This is a genomic window from Pseudomonas sp. 02C 26, from assembly GCF_002843585.1.
Lineage (GTDB): Bacteria > Pseudomonadota > Gammaproteobacteria > Pseudomonadales > Pseudomonadaceae > Aquipseudomonas > Aquipseudomonas shirazensis.
Genome location: NZ_CP025262.1, coordinates 4,321,134 through 4,341,757 on the forward strand (window position 1 = coordinate 4,321,134; position 20,624 = coordinate 4,341,757).

The 20,624-nt window shown below is 64.1% G+C and carries 21 protein-coding genes; 9 read left to right on the plus strand and 12 right to left on the minus strand.

Annotated elements, in window-relative coordinates; all coding sequences use genetic code 11:
- The first annotated feature begins 95 nt into the window (after positions 1-95).
- Complete coding sequence (locus tag CXQ80_RS19700) at positions 96-1,070, plus strand: D-glycerate dehydrogenase (RefSeq protein WP_101322064.1); 975 nt, start codon at positions 96-98, stop codon at positions 1,068-1,070.
- A gap of 121 nt (positions 1,071-1,191) precedes the next feature.
- On the opposite strand, the gene CXQ80_RS19705 is transcribed toward CXQ80_RS19700, so the two are convergent.
- Complete coding sequence (locus CXQ80_RS19705) at positions 1,192-2,094, minus strand: DMT family transporter (protein WP_101322065.1); 903 nt, start codon at positions 2,092-2,094, stop codon at positions 1,192-1,194.
- A 144-nt stretch (positions 2,095-2,238) separates the two neighbouring features.
- Between CXQ80_RS19705 and CXQ80_RS19710 the strand changes: the two genes are divergently transcribed.
- Complete coding sequence (locus CXQ80_RS19710) at positions 2,239-3,114, plus strand: helix-turn-helix domain-containing protein (protein ID WP_101322066.1); 876 nt, start codon at positions 2,239-2,241, stop codon at positions 3,112-3,114.
- Here CXQ80_RS19710 and CXQ80_RS19715 read toward each other — a convergent pair.
- The 6 genes from CXQ80_RS19715 to CXQ80_RS19740 form a co-directional block, all read right to left on the minus strand.
- Complete coding sequence (locus tag CXQ80_RS19715) at positions 3,111-5,513, minus strand: TonB-dependent receptor (RefSeq protein ID WP_101322067.1); 2,403 nt, start codon at positions 5,511-5,513, stop codon at positions 3,111-3,113. The genes CXQ80_RS19710 and CXQ80_RS19715 overlap by 4 nt on opposite strands.
- A gap of 96 nt (positions 5,514-5,609) precedes the next feature.
- The gene (locus CXQ80_RS19720) at positions 5,610-6,617 is read right to left on the minus strand and encodes a FecR domain-containing protein (protein WP_101322068.1); all 1,008 of its coding nucleotides are present in this window, start codon (positions 6,615-6,617) and stop codon (positions 5,610-5,612) included.
- The gene (locus tag CXQ80_RS19725) at positions 6,614-7,165 is read right to left on the minus strand and encodes an RNA polymerase sigma factor (protein WP_101323104.1); all 552 of its coding nucleotides are present in this window, start codon (positions 7,163-7,165) and stop codon (positions 6,614-6,616) included. Before CXQ80_RS19725 ends, CXQ80_RS19720 begins: the two co-directional genes overlap by 4 nt.
- A gap of 4 nt (positions 7,166-7,169) precedes the next feature.
- Positions 7,170-7,496 (minus strand): DUF3325 domain-containing protein, encoded by a 327-nt coding sequence (locus tag CXQ80_RS19730; protein WP_101322069.1) that lies wholly within the window; start codon positions 7,494-7,496, stop codon positions 7,170-7,172.
- Positions 7,496-9,073, minus strand: a complete 1,578-nt coding sequence (locus CXQ80_RS19735) for a PepSY domain-containing protein (protein WP_101322070.1) — start codon at positions 9,071-9,073, stop codon at positions 7,496-7,498. The genes CXQ80_RS19730 and CXQ80_RS19735 overlap by 1 nt, the downstream gene beginning before the upstream one ends.
- The gene (locus CXQ80_RS19740; RefSeq protein ID WP_101322071.1) at positions 9,070-9,375 is read right to left on the minus strand and encodes a DUF3649 domain-containing protein; all 306 of its coding nucleotides are present in this window, start codon (positions 9,373-9,375) and stop codon (positions 9,070-9,072) included. Before CXQ80_RS19740 ends, CXQ80_RS19735 begins: the two co-directional genes overlap by 4 nt.
- Positions 9,376-9,543: 168 nt before the next feature.
- Here CXQ80_RS19740 and CXQ80_RS19745 point away from each other — a divergent pair, with 168 nt between their 5' ends.
- The 5 genes from CXQ80_RS19745 to CXQ80_RS19765 all read left to right on the plus strand — a co-directional run bounded on the left by CXQ80_RS19745 (position 9,544) and on the right by CXQ80_RS19765 (position 14,373).
- The gene (locus CXQ80_RS19745) at positions 9,544-10,038 is read left to right on the plus strand and encodes a sigma-70 family RNA polymerase sigma factor (protein ID WP_101322072.1); all 495 of its coding nucleotides are present in this window, start codon (positions 9,544-9,546) and stop codon (positions 10,036-10,038) included.
- Positions 10,035-10,964, plus strand: coding sequence for a FecR domain-containing protein (locus tag CXQ80_RS19750; RefSeq protein WP_101322073.1), 930 nt, complete (start codon positions 10,035-10,037; stop codon positions 10,962-10,964). Before CXQ80_RS19745 ends, CXQ80_RS19750 begins: the two co-directional genes overlap by 4 nt.
- 84 nt (positions 10,965-11,048) lie before the next feature.
- The gene (fecA, locus tag CXQ80_RS19755; protein ID WP_101322074.1) at positions 11,049-13,361 is read left to right on the plus strand and encodes a TonB-dependent Fe(3+) dicitrate receptor FecA; all 2,313 of its coding nucleotides are present in this window, start codon (positions 11,049-11,051) and stop codon (positions 13,359-13,361) included.
- 210 nt (positions 13,362-13,571) lie between these two features.
- Positions 13,572-13,922: an HPF/RaiA family ribosome-associated protein gene (locus CXQ80_RS19760; protein WP_101322075.1), complete on the plus strand. Its 351-nt coding sequence runs from the start codon at positions 13,572-13,574 to the stop codon at positions 13,920-13,922.
- Between the two features lie 154 nt (positions 13,923-14,076).
- On the plus strand, positions 14,077-14,373 hold the full coding sequence (locus tag CXQ80_RS19765) for a DUF3509 domain-containing protein (RefSeq protein WP_101322076.1): 297 nt from the start codon (positions 14,077-14,079) through the stop codon (positions 14,371-14,373).
- 3 nt (positions 14,374-14,376) lie between these two features.
- Here CXQ80_RS19765 and CXQ80_RS19770 read toward each other — a convergent pair whose 3' ends face one another.
- Positions 14,377-14,847 carry a phosphate-starvation-inducible protein PsiE gene (locus CXQ80_RS19770; RefSeq protein ID WP_101322077.1) on the minus strand — a complete coding sequence of 157 codons (471 nt, stop codon included), beginning with the start codon at positions 14,845-14,847 and terminating at the stop codon, positions 14,377-14,379.
- Positions 14,848-15,090: 243 nt separating this feature from the next.
- Between CXQ80_RS19770 and CXQ80_RS19775 the strand changes: the two genes are divergently transcribed.
- The gene (locus CXQ80_RS19775) at positions 15,091-15,354 is read left to right on the plus strand and encodes a YebG family protein (protein WP_101322078.1); all 264 of its coding nucleotides are present in this window, start codon (positions 15,091-15,093) and stop codon (positions 15,352-15,354) included.
- 6 nt (positions 15,355-15,360) lie between these two features.
- On the opposite strand, the gene CXQ80_RS19780 is transcribed toward CXQ80_RS19775, so the two are convergent.
- Positions 15,361-16,380: a Glu/Leu/Phe/Val dehydrogenase dimerization domain-containing protein gene (locus CXQ80_RS19780; RefSeq protein WP_101322079.1), complete on the minus strand. Its 1,020-nt coding sequence runs from the start codon at positions 16,378-16,380 to the stop codon at positions 15,361-15,363.
- Between the two features lie 123 nt (positions 16,381-16,503).
- Between CXQ80_RS19780 and CXQ80_RS19785 the strand changes: the two genes are divergently transcribed.
- Positions 16,504-17,310, plus strand: coding sequence for a SirB1 family protein (locus CXQ80_RS19785; RefSeq protein WP_101322080.1), 807 nt, complete (start codon positions 16,504-16,506; stop codon positions 17,308-17,310).
- Here the strand turns inward: CXQ80_RS19785 and maiA are convergent.
- From maiA to hmgA, 3 genes are read right to left on the minus strand one after another with little or no spacing between them, the layout of a single operon-like run.
- Positions 17,304-17,936: a maleylacetoacetate isomerase gene (gene maiA, locus CXQ80_RS19790; protein ID WP_101322081.1), complete on the minus strand. Its 633-nt coding sequence runs from the start codon at positions 17,934-17,936 to the stop codon at positions 17,304-17,306. The two genes, CXQ80_RS19785 and maiA, sit on opposite strands and share 7 nt — an antisense overlap.
- 11 nt (positions 17,937-17,947) lie before the next feature.
- Positions 17,948-19,240: a fumarylacetoacetase gene (gene fahA / locus CXQ80_RS19795; protein WP_101322082.1), complete on the minus strand. Its 1,293-nt coding sequence runs from the start codon at positions 19,238-19,240 to the stop codon at positions 17,948-17,950.
- Positions 19,241-19,243: 3 nt separating this feature from the next.
- A complete protein-coding gene (gene hmgA / locus CXQ80_RS19800) occupies positions 19,244-20,539 on the minus strand; it encodes a homogentisate 1,2-dioxygenase (RefSeq protein WP_101322083.1) in 1,296 nt (431 codons plus the stop codon).
- Positions 20,540-20,624: the final 85 nt, after the last annotated feature.

The window sequence follows — 20,624 nt, forward strand, 5'->3', positions numbered from 1 at the left end:
GGACCAATGGTAGGTTGCTATGCATTGTTCTGGCGCCAGCCTCGACCTACGCGGTCGAGGCCGGCATACCCGTAGCGCCTTGCAGAGAGTTGCCGATGAAAAAGACCGTCCTGGCCTTCAGCCGCATTACCCCGGCCATGGCCGAGCGCCTGCAGCACGACTTCAACGTGATCGTGCCCAACCCCAAATTGGGTGACATCAGCGCCCAGTTCAACGAAGCACTGCCAGAGGCCCACGGCCTGATCGGCGCTGGGCGCAAGCTCGGCCGCGCGCAGCTGGAAGGCGCGGCCAAACTGGAAGTGGTATCGAGCGTATCGGTCGGCTACGACAACTACGACGTCGACTACTTCAACGAGCGCGGCATCGCCCTGACCAACACCCCCGACGTGCTCACCGAAAGCACCGCCGACCTCGGCTTCTCGCTGATCATGGGCTGCGCCCGACGCACCGCCGAGCTGGATGCCTGGACCAAGGCCGGCAATTGGAAGGCCACGGTCGGCCCGGAGCGCTTCGGCACTGACGTCCACGGCAAGACCCTCGGTATCATCGGCATGGGCAATATCGGCGCGGCGATTGCCCGGCGTGGCCGCTTCGGTTTCAACATGTCGATCGTGTATGCCGGCAACAGCCGCAAGCAGGCACTGGAACAAGAGCTCGGCGCGCAGTACCGCAGCCTCGAGCAACTGCTGGCCGAAGCCGACTTCGTCTGCGTGGTGGTGCCGTTGTCGGAGGCTACGCGCAAGCTGATCGGCGCCCGCGAGCTGCAACTGATGAAGCCCAGCGCGTTCCTGATCAACATCGCCCGCGGGCCGGTGGTGGATGAGGCGGCGCTGATCGAGGCGCTGCAGGCCGGGACCATTCGTGGCGCGGGCCTGGACGTCTACGAGCATGAGCCGCTGGCTGAGTCGCCGTTGTTCCAGCTGCCCAACGCGCTGACCTTGCCGCACATCGGCTCGGCCACCGCCGAAACCCGCGAGGCGATGGCCAACCGCGCGCTGGACAACCTGCGCGCAGCGCTGCTCGGCGAGCGCCCGCGGGATTTGGTCAATCCGCAGGTTTGGAAGCACTGATCACTACCGTTGGGGGCCGCTTCGCGCCCCTTTCGCGACACAAGGCCGCTCCTACAGGGACCCGTGTAGGAGCGGCCTTGTGTCGCGAAAGGGCCGCAAAGCGGCCCCGGCGATCTGAAGGTTACGGCGCCACCGCTACAGCTCCGGGCCGCTTGACCTTGGGCTTGCGAAACACCAGCACGTTGCCTGCCATCACCGCCACCAGGCCCAACAACGCTGGCGTGGTCCATTGGTAGCCTTCGGCAAACGCCGACACGTTCAGCGCTACCAGCGGGAACAGCACCGTGCTGTACGCGGCCCGCTCCGGGCCTATGCGCCCAACCAGGGTCAGGTACGCGGTAAAAGCGATCACCGAACCCGGTATCACCAGGTACAGCAGCGAGCCGATGTAACGGCTGTTCCACTCCATGTCGAACGGAATCCCGCGCAGCACGCAGTACATTCCCAGCATCCCGGCACCGTAGAGCATGCCCCAGGCGTTGGTGGTCAATGGCCGCAGCCCGGCTTTCTGCTGCATGCTCGAGAGCATGTTGCCTGCCGAAAAACACAACGTGCCAAGCAAGGCCAGGCCGATCCCGTACAAGGTTTCGCGGCTGGCGCCGTGGCTACTCAGTTCTGGCGAAAATAGCAGCCCCAGCCCGAACAGGCCCAGTGCACCGCCGGCCAGCACGTTGCTGGCGATGCGCTGGCCGAAGAATATCCGCGCATTCAGCGCATTCCACAGGGTTGCCGTGGAGAACACCACCGCCAGCAGGCCGCTGGCGATCCATTGACTGGCGGTCAAAAAGCACATGAAGTTGACACAGAACAGGCACAAGCCCTGCGCCAGGCAGATCAGATGCCCGCGCCGGTTCATCGGTTGCAGGCGACGGGAGAGCACCAGGATGACGAACAGCAGCAGCCCGGCCAGGGCGAAGCGGTAGACGATCGATACCGGGATGGCGACCACCCCCAGCTGCAGTTTCAGGGCGATCCAGGTGGTACCCCAGATGAGTACGGTCAGCAGGTACAGCGACAGGTTCATGGCGGGACTCTCTGGCAAGGCATGACGATGCAGGCAGTGTCCGGTTCGGCTGCTCGCGGCGCTTGCACAAACTTGCGCTTTTGCGTCGCCAGCGGCTGCCATCCGCGCGCCAGCGCAGTAGGATGGCAATCAGAGGATTTCACCATGACCCCATTCAGCCAGTTGCAAGTCTTCAACGTCATGCATGCGGCGCCCAACGCACGCCTGGAGCACAGCGTGCAGTTGGCTGACGGCCTGTCGGCGGCGGTGTGGAGCAACCGCGACGACGCCCGCGATTATCAGGCGCCGAGCCACCACACGCTGTCGTGCTACATCAGCGACGGCACCGGCACCTTTCGCCGTCAGCGCCCTTCGGACAAGGGCGCCCCGGACAAGCTGTGCATCATGCCAGCTGGCTCCGAGTCGAACTGGGTAGTCAACGGCTCGATCCGCCTGGCCCACCTGTACATCAGCGAGGAACAGTTCGCCCTCGGCTGCATTCGCCTGCTCGACCGTGAACCGCGGGAAATGCAGCTGCGCGAAGCGACCTTCGTCGATGACCGCGAGCAGGCGCAGCGCTTTCGCCAGCTGATCGGCATGGCCTGGGACGAACCCGGCGAACGCCTGCTGGCGAGCAGCCTGGCGCATGCCATCGTCGACCATGCGGTGCTCAGCCAGGCCGGGCTGCGCCAGGGCTTACGCCTCAAGGGCGGCCTGGCGCCAAGTGTGCGCCGGCAACTGGCCGAGTACATCGAAGCGCACCTGGACCAGCCGCTCAGCCTCGGCGAGCTGGCGCTGCGCTGCAACCTCTCCGAATACCACTTTGCGCGGATGTTTCGTGCAAGCTTCGGCCTGCCGCCGCATCAATACCTGCTGGCCCGCCGCCTGCAGCGTGCTTGCCAGATGTTGCGTTACGGCCAACAGCCCTTGCTGCAGATTGCCCTGCACTGCGGTTTTGCCAGCGCCAGCCACTTCAGCAACCGTTTCCGCCAGGCCTTTGCGGCGACGCCTGGCGAATACCGGGCAGCCTGGCGCGGTTAGAACTCCAGGGTGGTCGACAGGCTGACCTGGCGCGCATCGCCAACAGCAACGAAGTAACTATTCACTGCCGAGCTGTAATAGACCTTGTCGAACAGGTTCTTCACGTTCAGTTGCAGACGCACCTTGTGCTCGTCGAGCTGGGTTTCGTAGCTGGCGAAGGCATCGGCCACGGTGTAGGCCGGCAGGTCGAAGTCATTCGCCGCGTTGCCGGCACGCTCGCCGACATAGCGGGCGCCAGCGCCCAGGCGCAGGCGGTCGCCACCGAACAGGCTGCCGTAGTCATACACCGCCGACAGCGAGCCACTGTTGCGCGCCACGTTCTGCAAACGCTTGCCCTTGAGCTCTGGATCCTTGGTCACTTCGGCATTGGTGAAGGCATAGCTGCCGATCAGGCTCCAGCGCTCGCTGAGCTGACCGCTCAGGTCCAGCTCCAGGCCGCGCGAGCGGACTTCACCGGCGTTGCTGTAGATGATCGTGCCTGGGTTGCTGTCACCGTCGGCGACCAGCACGTTGCGCTTGGCGATGTCGAACAGGGCAATGTTGCCGGTCAACTGCCCTGGCATGTCCAGCTTGGCGCCTAGCTCCCACGACTTGCCCTCCTCCGGGGCAACACCGCCGTCCAGCGTCAGGGTCTGACCGCCGCCGACGCTCAGCGGCGCGATGGTCGAGTTGGGCTTGAACGACTCGCTGTAGCTGGCATACAGCGACAACTGCTCATCGACCTTGTACACCACGCCAGCATTCGGCACCCAGGTCTGGCCATTGCTGTCGGTGTTGGCCTTGAACGGGCGGCCGCGGCCGGCGTACTGGTCGTACTGCTGGAAGCGCGCGCCGGCCACCAGAATCCAGTGTTCATCGAGGTGCAGCGCGTCCTGCACGAACAGCGAGTCGGTGCGCAGCTTGTCGGTCTGGTCGCTGTCGCTGGCGCGCACGTTGCTGCCTTCCACCTCCTGGCCATACACCGGGTTCTGGTAGCTGAAGGTCGAGCGGCTGGTCTGGCGGATCAGGTCGCCGCGAAACACCTTGCGGTCTTCGTGATCAAGGCCGAGCAGCAGGTCATTGCGCAGCCCGGCCAATTCGAGGTTGCCGTTGAGGCTGACGGTGGCGAATTGGTCGCGGCTCATCGCGCCGTGGGTGCCATCGATACTCCGGGTCAAGGTGCCACGCGCCTCGTTGACGCCGGTCACGCGGACCTGGCTGGCATCGTAGGTTTCGCGGTTGAAGCTGTAGCCGGCATGGACCTTCCAGTCGTCGCTGAGCTGGTGGTCCAGCTCGAGCCGGTACAGGTCGCTGCGCCCCTGCATGTCGTTGAACGGCTCATCAAGACGCCGGGTTGCCGGGATATTCAACGGGTGGCCATTGCTGCCGAAGGCGGTACCGCGGTCGAACGGATAGAGAAACTCGCGGTGCTCGTAGGCCAGCACCACTTGCGTATCCTCGCCCAACCAAGCCAGCGACGGCGCGACCATCGACTCGCGGTGCACGCCGTAGTTGCGCCAGTAGTCTTCGTCTTCGTGGTCGACGATCAGCCGGTAGGCCAGCGGCGTGTCGCCCAGCGCGCCAGTACTGTCGAAGCCGCCGCCGCTGCCGTTCTTGCCACTGCCGTAGGTCGAGCCGCGCAGGTTCAGGGCGTTGTACTGCTCCAGTTGCGGGCGCTTGCTGACCACGTTGATCACCCCGCCCGGGTCCTGGATGCCATACAGCAGCGAGGCCGGGCCCTTGAGTACTTCGACCCGCTCGGTGCTGGCATTGAGGCTGCGCCCCTGCACCAGCGGCATGCCGTCGCGCATGATCGAGCCGTCGCGGTTGTCGCCAAAACCGCGTTTCATCACCGTGTCCGCAGTGCCGCCGAAATTGTTGCCCTGGGTAATGCCGCTGACGTTGGCCAGGGCATCGTCCAGGTTGCGCGGCGCCTGGTCGCGGATGACCTGGGCCGGAACCACGTTGATGGTGTGGGGGATGTCCTGCACCGCGCCCTGGCCGCGCATGATCGAGGCGTTGGCGGGGGGTTGATAGCTGTACAGGTCGCTCTGCGAGTTGACGTTGATCGCCTGCAGGTTGAGCGCACCGGAAGTGTCCACCGGCTCCAGCGTAAGGGTGCGTGCATCGACGCGCCGCCAGCTCAGGCCGGCATTGCCCAGCAGTTGCTGCAAGGCCTGTTCGGCGCTGAGCGAACCGCTCAAGGCCGGGGCCTGCAGGTCGGGCAGTTCGACGGTATAGACCAGGCTCTGGCCGGTGGTGCGGCTAAAGGCGTTGAGTGCTGCCGGCAACGGCTGGCTGGGCTGGGCGAAGCTGTACAGCTGTGCTTGCGCCGCAGCACTGGCAGGCGGGGCAACGACGGCGCCGGACAGGCTGGCAAGACCCAGCCAGAGGGGAACGCAACGCGAGGTGAACTTCATGGACGCTGACCTGAAAGAGGGGTGATCGCATGCGAATGAATCGCTTTTCACTCACTACACGGATGGCGTCGCCGGTTACCTCACAACAATTCGCAATTATTTTTCAGAGCCGGCTGATGATGTGAGCAAAGTCAGCCGGCCGAGCAACGTCTGTCGCGAGAAACCCACCACCTGGCCCAGCGAATCCAGCGCCAGCAGCGGCTGATTGGCCGGGATGCTGGCACTGACAAGGCGCTGGCCCAGGGTGTCATCGAGCAGCACGATCCGCCCTGGGTAATAGCGACGCAGGTCTTCCAGCACGTCGGCCAACGGCACCTGTTGATAACTTAGCCAGCCCTGACGCCAGGCCAGGCGGCTGTCACTGTCGACGGCTTCGATCTGCCCGGCGCGGCCTGCGGCATAGGTCAGTTGCTGATTGGCCGTCAGCTCGCGGGCCGACTGACCTGCCGTCGGCGTTACTGCAACGCGCCCGCTGCGCACCGTGACCTGCGCGCCCTCGCCTTGCTCGCGTACTTCGAACTGGGTGCCGAGCACGCGCACTTCACCGCCAGCGGCGTCGACCAGAAAGGGTTGACCGGTGTGGGTCACGTGGAAGAACGCTGCGCCGCGCAAAAGCTGAACCCGCCGCTCACCGTGGTCGAAGTCGACCGCCACCGCGCTGCCCGCATCCAGGGTCATCTGCGAGCCATCGGCCAGGGTGATTTGCTGCAACTCAGCGCCACTGCGATAGTCGGCCTGGGCATCCTGTAACCAATGCTGCGGCTGCCAGCCGCCGACGCTGCCCAGCGCCAGCAGCAGACAGGCGGCGGCAGCCAGAGCACCACCACGACGGCCCCAGCGCTTGGGCTGGCGAGCCTGGCGGATAGCGTCCAGGTATGGCTGCAGACTGGCCTGCTGTTCTTCGGCCAGTTTGGCCGCCGGCAGTTGGCTCAGTTGCCAGACATGCTCTGCGTGCGCATACGCCTCGCGATTGGCCGGGTCGGCCAGCAACCAGCGTTTGAACGGCGCAGCCTGGGCTTCGCCTGGATTGTGAATGATGCGGTTCAGCCAATGCAGCGCCGCCTGCTCGGTAGCCTGGCTGCTTGGCTCGGTGTGGCTGGTCATCGGCCGCCTCCTGGCCTACGCGGCGCGGCAACGCTTGCCTTGCACGCTTCGAGGGCGCGCATCATATGCTTTTCCACAGCGCTCTGGGACAACTGCATGGCCTTGGCGATTTCGCCGTAGGTGCAGCCGTGGACGCGGCTGAGCAGAAATATCTGCCGGCTGCGCTCGGGCAGGCCGCGCAACGCGGTCTCGATCCGCTGCAGATCATGCTCGGCGGCCAGCGCCTGCTCTGGCGCCGGGCTGTCATCGGCAACCGGCAAGCCTTCGACTACTCGGCCACGGCTGCCCTCACTGCGCAGGTGGTCGATCGCCAGGTTACCGGCGCAGCGCAGCAGGTAGATATCCAGTGCTTCGACCTTGACCTCGGGCCGGCGCCAGAAGCGCAGGAACAACTCCTGCACCAGGTCCGCCGCCGTCGCCCGGCAGCCCACCCGGCGGCTGACCAGTGCTTCCATGCGCCCGCGCTGGGCGAGAAACACCTGGACGAAGCGCGCCCGGCCACTGGCGGCGTCGGCGTCTGCCGGGTTGCTGGGCGTTGGCTCGTTCAAGCGCTCACACACCCAGCGCAGCCAGCACCGGCCCGAGCAGCACGCTGACCAGGGCCAGGCCAAGCAACAGCCGTGGCTGATAAGGCAGGCCGAACACCCACAGGGTCAGCCCGGCCATCACCAGCGCAAACCACTCAACCAGGCCGAAGGCCAGGCCGCGGATGTTGACGGCAAGGATCAGCGACAGCACCAGCAGCGCCCAGCCAGCCCAACGCAGGGCAGGTAATTGCCCAGGCTTGGGTTTGCGCTTGAGCAGCTCACCGAAGTGCTTTTCCATCGCCAGACACAGGGCCACCAGCCCGGCGAAGGTGATCAGAGCAACGCTCAGCATCAGTTCACCTCGGCCGTGGTCGAGGCGGCTTTGGCAGCACGCGGTGCGCGCTTGGCCTGCACGTTGGGCGTGCGCAGCATCTTGCCAGCGGCCCAGGCGAGGAACAGCCCGGTACCCAGCGCGGTAAGGTCAAAGCCGGCCATGGCCCAGTCGCCCCGGGCGATCGACTGATCAAGGCCGTGGCCGGTGACCACCGCGTTGAGCAGCGGCAGCCCGGCAAACGCCAGTGCCCCCAGCGCCAATTGCTCGCCCCAGGCCTTGCGCCCCGGCCGCAGCAGCGCGTGCAGCGGCGACAGGGCCCAGGCCAGGAAGAACACGTTGATCTCCCAATCAGCCCGCCCCGGCATGCCGATTGGCAGCAACCGATTGGCCCAGAAGAACCCTGCCACGCCGAGCAACAGCCCGCTCATGCTGGCGATATTGAGCACTTCAACCAGGCGCAGCTCGAACGGCAAGCGGCCACTTTTGGCATGCTTGAGCTGGCGCTTGCCCAGCCACATCACCAGGCCGGTGCCGATCACCGCAGTACCGGCCACGCCAAACACAAAGTACAACCAGCGCAGCCACGGCCCGGCAAAGTTGCCCATGTGCAGGCCGGCGATAGTGAACGAGGTCATCATCGCCGCGCTTTCCGGCTCGCCCTGGCTGAGCTGCGCGCCGCTGACGCCATCGAAGGTCCAGTTGGCGCTGCGCTGATAGGCGACGTGATCGGCGGCGGCCTGGGTCACGGTCACCCGGGCATTGCTGTCGCCGGGGTTGGCAACCTGCAGGTAGCCGATGCGGGCGCCGGGCACGATGGTCTGCACCTTGGCATACAGCGCCGGCAGATCGGTCAGCGGCGCTGCCACGCCGGCGGCCTTGGGCGCTTCGTCACGGCCGAACAGCTCGCTGAAGTAAGTGTCGGATTCGCCCTTGTACGCCGCCATGATGCTCGCCGGCATGACCATGTACATGAACAGCAGCAGGCTGCTGTAGCTGATCATCAGATGAAACGGCAGCACCAGCACGCCGATCGCGTTGTGGCCGTCCAGCCACGAGCGCTGGCCCTTGCCTGGGCGGAAAGTGAAGAATTCCTTGAAGATCTTCTTGTGGGTGATTATCCCGGTGACCAGCCCCAGCAGCATGATCAGCGCGCAGAAAGTCGCCAGCCAGCGGCCCCACGGGTGCGGCATCTGCAACTGGAAGTGGAAGCGGTAGAAGAAGTCGCCACCGCGGCTGTCGCGCACCTCTACCCGCTCACCGCTGCGCGCGTCCAGCTCATGGCTGATGAAACCGCGCCGCCCGGTGGCGTTGGGGTCGCGCCAGCTGACGCTGAGGGCAGGTTCGCGGTCGCTGGGCAGGCGAATGAACCAGCTGCCGGCAGTCGCGGCGTTGCTCTGCAGATACCGCTGGGCGAGGCCAAGGCTGGCAGCCGGGTCGAGCTGATGGCGCTGTACCTCGGGCTGGCTCCAGTGGGTGATCTCGTCCTTGAAGTACGACAGCGTGCCGGTCAGGAAAATTGCGAACAGCAGCCAGCCAAACAGCAGCCCAGTCCAGGTGTGCAGCCAGGCCATGGCCTGGCGAAAGCCTTCTTTCATGGGTTCTTCATCCAGTAAGCCAGCCCATTGATCAGCGCCAGCGCAAGGCTTGGCAGCAGTACACCAAGCCAGGCGCGGGCGGCCGTGCGGCAGGCGAAGCACCAGATGAACGCCAGCAGGTAAAACACGAACGACAGCATCATCCCGGTCAAGGTCGCGTCGACCGGGGTCATGGGCACCAGCAAGGTGATACAGACGCTTGCCATCGACGCCAGCAGGTAGCCGCCAAGCAAGGCCGCCAGGCAGCGCGAGGCTACAGCCAGTCGATAGCTCAGGAGAATCCCGCCAGCTTTGCGCTTCATGACAAGGTCCGCTAGGTGAAGCCACCAATAATAATGATTTCAATTCTCATAAGCAAAGCTCGGCTGCGGCTGCTATCGGTTTTTGATGATTGCCGACATGCTGCAGGGAAATTACAATGCGAACCATTCTTACTAGCACTCGCGCTAATCAGCGCCGGAGTCGTTACGGTGTCCAGCGCCCTTTCTGCAACCGTCGAAGGCCTCTATCACGAGCATCACAGCTGGCTCACCGGCTGGTTGCGGCGTCGTTTGGGCTGCCCGCACAGCGCTGCCGATCTGGCCCAGGACACCTACCTGCGCCTGCTCCAGGCCCGCGAGGCGCCGCAACTGCTAGAGCCGCGGGCATTTCTCGCCACCGTGGCCAAGCGGGTGCTGTGCAATCACTTCCGCCGCCAAGAGCTGGAACGCGCCTACCGCGAAGCTTTGGCGCAGGTGCCTGAGCAGTTCGCCCCGTGCGAAGAACAGAAGGCAATCATCTTCGAGACCCTACTGGAGCTGGACCGCCTGCTCGACGGCTTACCGCCGCTGGTCAAGCGCGCCTTCCTGCTGGCCCAGGTCGATGGCCTCGGGCAAAGCGAAATCGCCCGTGAACTGGGTATCTCGCTGGCCACGGTGAAGCGTTATCTGAGCAAGGCAGCCCTGCGCTGCTACTTCGCCCTGTGAACAGCAGCTTTGGCGCCGAGGTCGCCGAGCAGGCGGTGCACTGGCTGATCGAATCCCAGGGCGATGATTTCGACGTGCGCCAGCAGCATGCGCTGCAGCGCTGGCTGGAGGCTGACGGCGAGCACCAGCGCGCCTGGGCGCATATCCAACAGGTCAACCAGCGCTTGCGTGGGGTCGCCTCGCCCGTTGTGCATGCGACTTTGCAGGCGCCGCCATCGCCTGCCCGGCGGCGTGCGCTCAAGGCTTTGTTGCTGCTTGGTGTGGCCAGCGCAAGCGGGCTCGCTGTGCAGCAACATAGCCCCGTGCCGGGGCTGCTGGCCGACTACCGCAGCCCGGTCGGCCAACGCCGGCGGCTAACCCTCGATGACGGCAGCCAGTTGCAACTCAACACCGGCAGCGCCGCCGATGTGCGCTTCGACAGCCAGCAGCGGCTGCTGCGGTTGGTCGAGGGCGAGCTGCAAGTTGAGGTGGTCAACGATAGCCGGCCAATGCTGCTGCGCAGCGCCGAAGGCGTGCTGCGGCTGGAACCGGGGCGCTTCAACCTGCGTCAGTTCAGCGGCTTCAGCCAACTGGCGGTGTACAGCGGCCGCGCCAGTCTCGACGGGCAGTCATTGCTGGCGGGCCAGCAGGCAGCTTTTGCCAACGCTGGCTGGCAGGGTATTGCGCCGTTGCAGGCGGATCGCGGTGCCTGGGTCGACGGCATGCTGGTGGCCGCGCAAATGCGCCTGGCGGACTTTCTCGACGACCTCGGTCGCTACCGCCACGGCCGCTTGAGCTGCAGCGAGCAAGTCGCCAACCTGCGTATTTCCGGCTCTTATCCGCTGGATGACAGCGAGCGGATCCTGCAGATGCTCGAAGTGGCACTGCCGGTCAGCGTGCGCCGTTTCACCCGCTATTGGGTCACGGTCGAGCGCCGCGTTGGCTAGTCAGCAAGTATTTTTCAAATAACCTGAGCCATTTCTGCAAGCTCGCGTGACAGACAAGGCAGACCCCCTCTCAAGGACCCGCTCATGCTGTTGCGTCCCAGCTCCCTCGCCCTGTTGCTTGCCTCCACCTTCAGCCTCGCCGCGCCTGCCGTGCTGGCCGCCGAGTACCACATCGCCGCCGGCTCGCTGGAGCAGGCCTTGAACCAGTTTGGCCGCGAGAGCGGTGCGCTGATTTCGTACGGTTCGCAACTCACCCAAGGCTTGCAGAGCCCGGGCCTGCAAGGCGAGTACGCGCTCGATCAGGGCCTGGAGGCACTGCTGCGCGGCAGCGGCCTGCAAGCTCGCCAGGAAGGTGCCAATGCCTTCAGCCTGCAGCCTGTCGCGGCACCTGCGGCCAACGCGCCGATCGAGCTGGGCGCGTCCACCGTGGTCGGTGACTGGCTGGCCGAAGCGCAAGCCGACAATGTCTTCGACCACCCCGGCGCACGTGACGTGATCCGCCGCGAGCAGTTCGAACGCAGCGGCGCCAGCAGCCCGCGTGAAGTGCTCAACCGCATCCCAGGGGTGAATGCGCCGGACACCAGCGGCACCGGCGGCCACGACCTGGCGCTGAACTTCGGCATCCGCGGCCTCAACCCGCGCCTGGCCTCGCGCTCGACGGTGCTGATGGACGGCATCCCGGTGCCGTTCGCGCCGTATGGCCAGCCACAGTTGTCGCTGGCCCCACTGAGCCTGGGCAACATGGACGCGGTAGACGTGGTGCGCGGCGGCGGTGCGGTGCGCTATGGGCCGCAGAACGTCGGCGGTATCGTCAACTTCGTGACCCGGGCGATCCCCGAACAGGCCACGTTCAAGGCGGCCATGCAGAACCAGCTGACGCCGTCGTCCAGCCACGATGGCATCAAGAACAGCGCCAACCTGCTGGTCGGCGGCACCAACGCCAATGGCCTGGGCGGTGCCCTGCTGTATTCCGGCAGCCGCGGCGGCGACTGGCGTGAGCACAGCGATACGCAGATCGACGATTTGATGCTCAAGGGCAAGCTGCAGCTCGATGAGGCCAACAGCCTGCACGCCATGGCGCAATACTATGAAGGCGAAGCTGAGATGCCCGGCGGCTTGAGCCAGGCAGCCTACGACGCCGATCCATATCAGTCGACCCGACTCAAGGACAAGTTCTGGGGCCGGCGCACGCTGGTCAACGTCGGTTACGACTACAAGCAGGATGATCGCCAGGTCAGCATCAACAGCTTCTTCACCAAGACCCTGCGCAGCGGCTATCTGGACCAGGGCAACTTCGTCTCGCTGTCGCCACGCGAATACTGGGTACGCGGCATCGAAACGCGCTTCTCGCAAGGCCTGGCCCTGGGAGACAGCTGGCATGAAGTCGGCGTCGGCTACCGTTACATCAACGAAGCCGGCCACGAGTTGCGCTACCAGGCACCGGTCAATGGCGACCTGCCGACCAGCAGCAGCTTTCTCGGTCGCGACACCCGCGGCAGCACCGAAGCGCATGCGATTTACCTGGACGACCGTATCGATATCGGCCGCTGGACCATCACCCCGGGCGTGCGCTACGAGATGATCGACTCCGAGCAGAGCAACAAGATCAGCGGCCAGCGTTACCAGGGCAGTTACAACACCGCCCTGCCCGCCCTGAACGTGCTTTACCACCTGACCGACCGCTGGAATCTGTATGCCAACACTGAAGGCTCATTCGGCAGCGTGCAGTACAGCCAGATGCCCAATCGCGTCAGCAGCGGCGAAGTAAAACCGGAAAAAGCCCGCACCTGGGAGGTCGGCACGCGCTACGACAATGGCGACCTGCAGGCGGAGATCGGCGCATTCTTGATCAATTTCGATAATCAATATGAAAGCAACCAGAGCAACGACGCGGTCATCGCACGCGGCGAAACGCGCCACCAGGGCATCGAGACCAGCCTGCGTTACGCGCTCGATGGTTTGAGCCCGGTATTAAGCGGCTTCGATGTGCACCTTGGCTACGCGTTCGTCGATGCGACCATCCGTGAAGACGGCGCCAACAAGGGTAATCAGGTGCCGTTCTCGTCTCGCCACAAGGGCACCCTCGGCCTGGGTTATACCGATGGGCCGTGGCAGCTGAACCTGGACAGCAGCTTCCAGAGCAGCCAGTTCGCCGACAACGCCAACACTCGCGAGGAAAGCGCCAATGGCGCCAATGGGCGCATCCCCGGCTACATGCTGGTAAGCACCCGCGCGGGCTACGACTTTGGCCCGCAGCTATCTAACCTGAAGCTCGCCGTTGGGGTGAAGAACCTGTTCAACCGCGAGTACTACACGCGCTCGTTCGACGATAACAATCGCGGCAAATATGTCGGTGAGCCACGCACGTTGTACGTTCAGACCTCGGTCGAATTCTGACGGGGTGAGGGGCGCATCGGCGCCCCAAGCCGAATCATGCTGCGCTCGGCTGCGTCCATCCAGCGCTGATTTAATTCAAAAAATTTATATTTTAAAAGGGCTTGAAATCGCCGCGCGGATGCCTGACCTTACAGTCAAGAGGCGATAAATTTCCACAGGCCTCAATGGCCTGGGCGACTCTTGCGAGCAAGCTGAATAAGGATTGAAGTCATGCAAATCCAAGTCAACAGCAGCAACCAGATCGACGGCAGCATCCGGCTTGAAGAGTGGGTACGTAGTACTCTTGAGAGCAGTCTTGAACGTTACGAGGACGATCTCACCCGCATCGAGGTGCACCTGCGCGACGACAACGGCGCCAAGCCCGGACCGCATGACAAACGTTGCCAGATGGAGGCTCGCCCCAAAGGCCATCAACCGATTTCCGTAAGCCACACGGCCACTTCGCTGGAGCAGGCTGTCGAGGGTGCCACGACCAAGCTCGACCACGCGCTGGATCACCTGTTCGGCAAACTGCGCAGCAAGCGTGTAGTGCTGGAAGTGAACGAAGAAATCGAGGAGTGATGACAGCGCTGTTCGGTTAGTTGCACAAGGGCCGCTCCGCGGCCCTTTCTGATTCAACCAACTCACCACAAAGCCACGCCGATCAGCGGCTGTGAACCATCTGCGCGGACACCCGGTCAACTTTTCCATCCAGTTAACCTGCAGATCCGCGACCATGCACAATCCATTCGATCAGATCAGCAATGCCTTCGCCCCGCGTTATCGGGTCAACCTGAGCATCACCCGCCTCGACGGCAGCATCATGCTGACCCTGTCCGACGACAGCGGCGCCGTCGCCAAGCGTTTGATCAGCCAGGCGCAACGCAACGATCCGGTACGCTTGCAGCGGGTCATCGACAGCATCCGTCTGGGCCTGGCCATCGAACAAGGCGAAAACCCGCTACAGGTACTCGCCGCCCTCACCCGCGACCCTGGCCAGCAACGTCACGCCGCCAGCCAGCTCGCCAACTGAGCGCTAGCGGCCTTCGTCGACTTCCTTGCCGTGAGCGTCCAGCGCCCGGCTTGAGGGATAGCGGTACGATGCATAGCGCACCACCAGAATCGCGAAGGCCAACAGCAAGATGCCGCCGCACAAGTACAGCAGGCCGACGTCCGGCGCCTTGTGATGGGACACATCGCCAATCAGCAGGCGCGTCAGGGCCGTGATTGCCACGTACAGCAGGAAGCGGATCGGCATGTGGTTGGTCTTGAAATAGATCCCGACCATCGCCCCCAACTCCAGGTAGATGAACAGCAGCAGAATGTCATCGACGCTGACCCCGCCCTTGCTGAGCATGTCCAGAAACGCCTCGACCGCCGCCCACGCGGTAATCCCGCCGATACCGAACAACGCCAGGTAGTGAAACCCCTCGACGCACAGGTTGCCCAGCGAGTCGGCAGAGCCGTGCAGGCCCTTGCGCATTTTTTCTGCCCATTTGATGTTCACGATGCTCGATTCCCCGATACGACTGAAGGATGGTGCGCCACCTGTGTGACGCTTGTGCCATGCAGTTAAAAGGCCAGACACGAGGGTTGGAAGGCGACAGATTGCCGCAAGGCACCTATGAGCTACGCTTTCGTGCAGATAAATGGCCACTATCCGGGTTGCGCTGGGGTGGCCTATGCGAGTACTGTACACCCATACAGTAAATTATTTGCATAACCCGCTATAAAGGCACAGAGGTGATGAATGGCCGTCGAAGTGGTATACCGCAGCAGTCGCGACCCGGAGCAGTTGTTCATGGATAAAGCCGAAGCGGATCGTCACGACAAGATGCTCGAGCTGGCCGAGCGCCTGGCTGATGTGCTGCAAAAAGCGGTGCCGTCGCTGACCGAACAACAAGTCGAGGAAGCCGGCATTTACATGGCGAAGAATCGCGATGTGTTCGCCCGAGCGTTCAAGAGCCAGCCCGATGCCTTGGCCGAATTGCTTGAGGGCAACGCGGCAGAATAACTGCCGTCAGCCATACAGCAAACGCTCCGCCAGCATCTGCGCCACCCGCGCTGGCGAGCGTTTCTCCGCCTGGGCATGGCCGAACACTTCGGTCAGGCGTGACGGAATTCGGGCCAGATGCGCGGTAATGGTGCCGAGGCTCTCGCCACGGTGGGTCAGTGCCACGTAGATCAAGCCACCGGCATTGATGACATAATCCGGCGCATAGAGTATCCCGCGCTTTTCCAGATGATCAGCCACCTGCAAGGTCGTCAGCTGGTTGTTGGCAGACCCCGCCACGGCAGCGCAGCGTAATTGCGTGACACTTTGGCCACTGAGTACCTGACCCACGCCACAAGGTGCGAAGATGTCGCACGGGGTGCTGACCAGCGCATCATTGGTCACTGGTTGGGCATTGAATTGCTCCACCGCCAAACGTACCTTGCCCGCGTCAAGATCGCTGACCAACAGTTCCGCGCCCGCCGCGTGCAGTTGCTCGGCCAACGCGAAGCCAACGTTGCCCAAGCCCTGTACAGCAATCCGCAAGCCTTCCAGATTATCGGTGCCCAGCCGTGCCATTGCTGTGGCCCGGATGCCAGCGAACACCCCGATGGCTGCATGTGCCGAGGGGTCTCCCGAAGCGGTGGTACTGGTAACGTGGGCAGTGCTCTGGGCAATGCAGTCCATGTCCAGGGTTGAGGTGCCACTGTCGACGGCGGTGATGAAGCGCCCATTCAAGCTGTCGAGCGCGCGGCCAAACGCCTCGAACAGTGCTGCGCGGTTTTCCACATGGGCGCCGCGCATGATCACGGCATTGCCACCGCCCTGTGCCAGGCCTGCCAGTGCAGCCTTGTAGCTCATGCCCTGAGCCAGGCGGATGGCGTCGGTGACGGCGCTTTCGTCGTCGGCATAGGCCAGGTAGCGACAGCCGCCCATGGCAGGGCCCAACTGCTCGTTGTGGATCGCCACCACGGCTCTGAGGCCGCTGGGTGGATCGACGAACAGGTGCAGTGACTGCGTGCGGGTGCTTTGCATGAGCGCGAACATCGACCGCCTCCAGCGAGGTGCTCCTGACAGTATAGGCAGCGCGATGCACAGCGCAGGCTGGTCGGACCACTGGACGAACCCCGCTGTCAGAGCTAATACTCAAGCATGTCGGGGGAGAGTCTGATGAACCCACGTAAAGCCTGCCTGGCGTGCCTGGAACGCGCGCCCGTCGACCTGCTGGAAGCAACCTTGTGGATCGCCGCCGAGCACGATGCCAGTGTCGTGCCCGCCCACGCCCTCGCCCAGGTGCGCGAGCTGCACCAGCAAATCAATGCCAGCCTGCCGATGTTGCCGCTCAGTGAGCTCGCCCAGCCGCTGTTGCGCCAGCTCAACACGCTGGGCTTTCAGCAAGACGAAATGCTGCCACTGCGTGCCCACGCGGCACTGATGGACAAGGTGTTGCAGCGCCGCCGTGGCCAGCCGCTGGCGCTGGCAATCCTCGCCCTGGAGTTGGCTCGGGGTTTGTCGATCCCGCTGGAAGGGGTCAACTTCCCGGGCCATTTTCTGCTGCGCGTGCCTGGCGCGGATCACCTGCTCGACCCGTGCGGCGGTCGTCGTCTGTACCCGGCTGAGTGCCGTCAGCTACTGGCCCGTCAGTTCGGCCCACAGGTAGCGTTGACGGCTGAACATATGCAGGTGGCCAGCCCGTTGCAGATGCTGCAGCGGCTGTCACGCAACCTGCGCCAGCTGCATATCAGCAACGACAATGACCTCGCCGCATTGATCGACGCCGAACGGGTCATGCAGCTGGGGCCGGTGCTGGTCAGCGACTATCTGGCGCGAGCCACGCTGTACCAGCGCCTGGACTGCCCGCAGGCCGAGCGCTTTGACCTGGAACGGGCATTGCTGCTCAGCGAAGACCCGGCGCAGCGCTTGAAGCTGAGCGAACGTCTTGGCCACCTGCCCGCCAGCAGCCCATCGATTCACTGAAGCGGGGTATCAGGCTGACGTGATGGATGCGCCTGGATAAACGCCGGATGCTGCGCCGCCAGCGCTGCCACCCGGTTGATCCGCGGGTAGCGGCTCAGATCGACACTGAACCGCTCGGCCGCATACAGCTGTGGCAGCAGGTAGGCATCAGCCAAACCCGGCGCAAGATCAAAGCAGAAGCCCTGATCATTGATCAACTGCTCCACCGCTGCCAGACCCTGGCCAATCCATTGGGCAATCCATAGATTGACCTGCGCCTCGTCCAGCCCCAGCTGACGCAACTGATTGAGTACGCTGACGTTGTGCAGCGGGTGCACATCGCAGCCGATGATCGCCGCGACGCCCCGTACCTTCGCCCGCGCCTCAGCCTCGGCAGGCAATAGCGGCGGCTGTGGATAAACCTCCTCCAGGTACTCGATGATCGCCGCCGATTGCACCAGCACACTACCGCTGTCACAGCCCAGCGCGGGCACCCTGCCCTGCGGATTGAGCGCAAGGTAGGCATCGCCGTGCTGCTCGCCCTTGAGCAGGTTGACCGGCACGTTGTCGAACGCGAGGCCCTTTAACGCCAGGGCAATCCGTACCCGATAGGACGAGGTCGAACGGTAATAGCCGAACAGCTGCATGGCCTGCCCTCTCAGTTGGCCGCGACGACTTTGCCGCGGCACTCGCCGAAGCCGATGCTGACCGCGCCGTCGCGCTTGCAGCGAGCACGCAGGATGATCTCGTCACCGTCTTCAAGGAACTTGCGCACCTCGCCGCTGGCCAGTTCGATCACCTGCTTGCCGCCATCCGTCATCTCCAGCAGGCTGCCAAATGCCCCTGGCTGCGCGCCGGACAATGTCCCCGAGCCGAACAGGTCGCCTGCTTGCAACTGGCAGCCATTGACGCTGTGATGGGCAACCATCTGCGCCACGGTCCAGTACATGCTCAGGGTGTTGCTCAGGCTCAGGCGGTGAGGCGGCAAGCCCTGTTCGCGCAGGCCTTCGGTGATCAGCAGCACTTCCAGTTCGATGTCGAGCGCGCCGTTGGCCTGATCGCGTGCATCGAGCAGATACGACAGTGGCTGCGGATCACCCTCGGGACGCGCCGGCTGAGCGCAACGGAAAGGTTCCAGTGCCTCGGCAGTGACTACCCACGGCGACAGCGTGGTGATGAAGCTCTTCGACAGGAACGGCCCCAACGGTTGGTATTCCCACGCCTGGATATCGCGCGCCGACCAATCGTTGAGCAGGCAATAACCAGCGACATGCTCGGCCGCATCGCCAATCGGGATCGCTTGCCCAATGTCATTGCCCTGGCCAATCCAGATGCCCAGTTCCAGCTCGAAGTCGAGCCGGGCGCATGGGCCAAAGCTTGGCTCGGTCTGACCCGCAGGCAGGGTCTGGCCCTTTGGCCGACGCACATCGGTGCCCGACGGGCGCAGGGTCGAGGCGCGGCCGTGGTAGCCGATTGGCACGTACTTGTAGTTGGGCAGCAGCGGGTTGTCCGGGCGGAACAGCTTGCCGACGTTCTTCGCGTGCTCGATGCCGACATAGAAGTCGGTGTAGTCGCCCACCTTGGCCGGCAGGTGCATTTGGCAGTCGCTGGCGAGGTACAGCGCCGCTTGCAGTGCAGCCTGATGTTCGCTGTGCTCGCCCAGCAGTTCCAGCAAACGCTGGCGCAACGCAACCCGGGCCGAACGGCCAAGGGCGAAATAGGCATTCAGCGTGGCGTCGGCGGTGGCCTCGACCGCAGTTTTGGCGTCACCCTCGAACAGGCCGGCGGCAAGCACGGCCTGCAGGTCGAGAATCGAATCGCCGATGGCCACGCCACAGCGCTGCGCTTCACCCGGCCGGCTGAAAATCCCCAATGGCAGGTTCTGCAGCGGGAAGTCGCTGTGACCGTTGGCCTGTTCGACCCAGCTACGGGCAGTCGCGGTGTGGTTCATGGGTTATCTCCGATTCGGGTTGAAGGTGCTCGGCAAGGTGGCCCAGCAGCTGTCGTAGTCGGCCTGCAATTGCGGGCATTCAAGCGCACTCTGGCTCGGGCGCAGGACCTGGCTGGTCTCGAACATGAAGGCCATGGTGTTGTCGATCTTGTGCGGTGCCAGCTCGCCATTGATGGCCTTGTGGCAAGTCTCGGCATCCGGGCCATGGGCGCTCATCACCCCATGCAACGACGCGCCACCGGGCAGGAAGCCGTCGGCCTTGGCGTCGTAGGCGCCCTGGATCAGGCCCATGAATTCGTTCATCAGGTTGCGGTGGAACCACGGCGGGCGGAAGGTATTCTCGGCGACCATCCAGCGTGGCGGGAAGATCACGAAGTCCATGTTGGCCAGGCCGTGGACGCTGCTCGGTGAAGTCAGCACGGTGAAGATCGATGGGTCCGGGTGGTCGAAGCTGACCGTACCGAGGGTATTGAAGCGACGCAGGTCGTATTTGTACGGGACGTTGCTGCCGTGCCAGGCGACCACATCCAACGGCGAATGCTGCAGTTCGCAGGCCCAGTGTTCGCCGAGAAACTTCTGCACCAACTGGACCGGGCCGCTGCTGTCTTCGTAATGCGCCATGGGGGTGAGGAAATCTCGCGGGTTGGCCAGGCCGTTGCTGCCGATCGGGCCAAGATCGGGCAGGCGCAGTGGCGCGCCGTGGTTTTCGGCCAGATAACCACGCGCCTGACCGTCGAGCAGCTCGACGCGAAACTTCATACCGCGCGGAATCACGGCGATTTCCAGCGGTTCGACATCGAGTACGCCCAGCTCGGTGGCGATACGCAGGCGGCCTTGCTCAGGCACCAGCAGCAGCTCGCCATCGGCATTGAAGAACACCCGCTGCATCGAGCGGTTGGCGCTGTAGATATAGATGCTGACGCCGGATGGCTTGTCCGCCGCGGCGGTGGCAACCATCGGCCGCCAACCTTCGATGAAATCAGTGGCTTCGGCCGGTAGCGGCTGCGGGTTCCAGCGCAGGCGGTTGGGCGTCACCGCGCCCAGTGGCGCCGCCAGCGGTTGGCGCGCAAGGCGTTCGAAGCGCGGGTGCAGCGCCGACGGGCGAATGCGATACAGCCAGGTGCGCCGCAGTTCGCTGCGGGCCATTGTGAACGCGGTGCCCGAGAGCAACTCGGCGTACAGGCCGTAAGGCGCACGCTGGGGTGAATTCTGCCCGACCGGCAGGGCGCCAGGCAGCGCTTCACTGGCAAACTCGTTGCCAAAGCCGCTGAGGTAGTCGAGGGCGGTGTCGCGGGTCATCTGTGCCTCCAGGCTCACTGAGAGCCATGCTGGCAGGGGCTGCTGGGCTGAACCGGGCCGTATCACGGTGGCTGGCAGCGCGTCT

Coding starts and splice junctions, on each gene's coding strand:
- CXQ80_RS19740 (WP_101322071.1), bottom strand. CDS start 9,375: ATGAAGCGCAAAGCTGGCGGGATTCTCCTGAGCTATCGACTGGCTGTA.
- CXQ80_RS19735 (WP_101322070.1), bottom strand. CDS start 9,073: ATGAAAGAAGGCTTTCGCCAGGCCATGGCCTGGCTGCACACCTGGACT.
- CXQ80_RS19710 (WP_101322066.1), top strand. CDS start 2,239: ATGACCCCATTCAGCCAGTTGCAAGTCTTCAACGTCATGCATGCGGCG.
- CXQ80_RS19760 (WP_101322075.1), top strand. CDS start 13,572: ATGCAAATCCAAGTCAACAGCAGCAACCAGATCGACGGCAGCATCCGG.
- CXQ80_RS19715 (WP_101322067.1), bottom strand. CDS start 5,513: ATGAAGTTCACCTCGCGTTGCGTTCCCCTCTGGCTGGGTCTTGCCAGC.
- CXQ80_RS19775 (WP_101322078.1), top strand. CDS start 15,091: ATGGCCGTCGAAGTGGTATACCGCAGCAGTCGCGACCCGGAGCAGTTG.
- hmgA (WP_101322083.1), bottom strand. CDS start 20,539: ATGACCCGCGACACCGCCCTCGACTACCTCAGCGGCTTTGGCAACGAG.
- CXQ80_RS19765 (WP_101322076.1), top strand. CDS start 14,077: ATGCACAATCCATTCGATCAGATCAGCAATGCCTTCGCCCCGCGTTAT.
- CXQ80_RS19705 (WP_101322065.1), bottom strand. CDS start 2,094: ATGAACCTGTCGCTGTACCTGCTGACCGTACTCATCTGGGGTACCACC.
- CXQ80_RS19720 (WP_101322068.1), bottom strand. CDS start 6,617: ATGACCAGCCACACCGAGCCAAGCAGCCAGGCTACCGAGCAGGCGGCG.
- maiA (WP_101322081.1), bottom strand. CDS start 17,936: ATGCAGCTGTTCGGCTATTACCGTTCGACCTCGTCCTATCGGGTACGG.
- CXQ80_RS19730 (WP_101322069.1), bottom strand. CDS start 7,496: ATGCTGAGCGTTGCTCTGATCACCTTCGCCGGGCTGGTGGCCCTGTGT.
- CXQ80_RS19785 (WP_101322080.1), top strand. CDS start 16,504: ATGAACCCACGTAAAGCCTGCCTGGCGTGCCTGGAACGCGCGCCCGTC.
- fahA (WP_101322082.1), bottom strand. CDS start 19,240: ATGAACCACACCGCGACTGCCCGTAGCTGGGTCGAACAGGCCAACGGT.
- fecA (WP_101322074.1), top strand. CDS start 11,049: ATGCTGTTGCGTCCCAGCTCCCTCGCCCTGTTGCTTGCCTCCACCTTC.
- CXQ80_RS19700 (WP_101322064.1), top strand. CDS start 96: ATGAAAAAGACCGTCCTGGCCTTCAGCCGCATTACCCCGGCCATGGCC.
- CXQ80_RS19780 (WP_101322079.1), bottom strand. CDS start 16,380: ATGTTCGCGCTCATGCAAAGCACCCGCACGCAGTCACTGCACCTGTTC.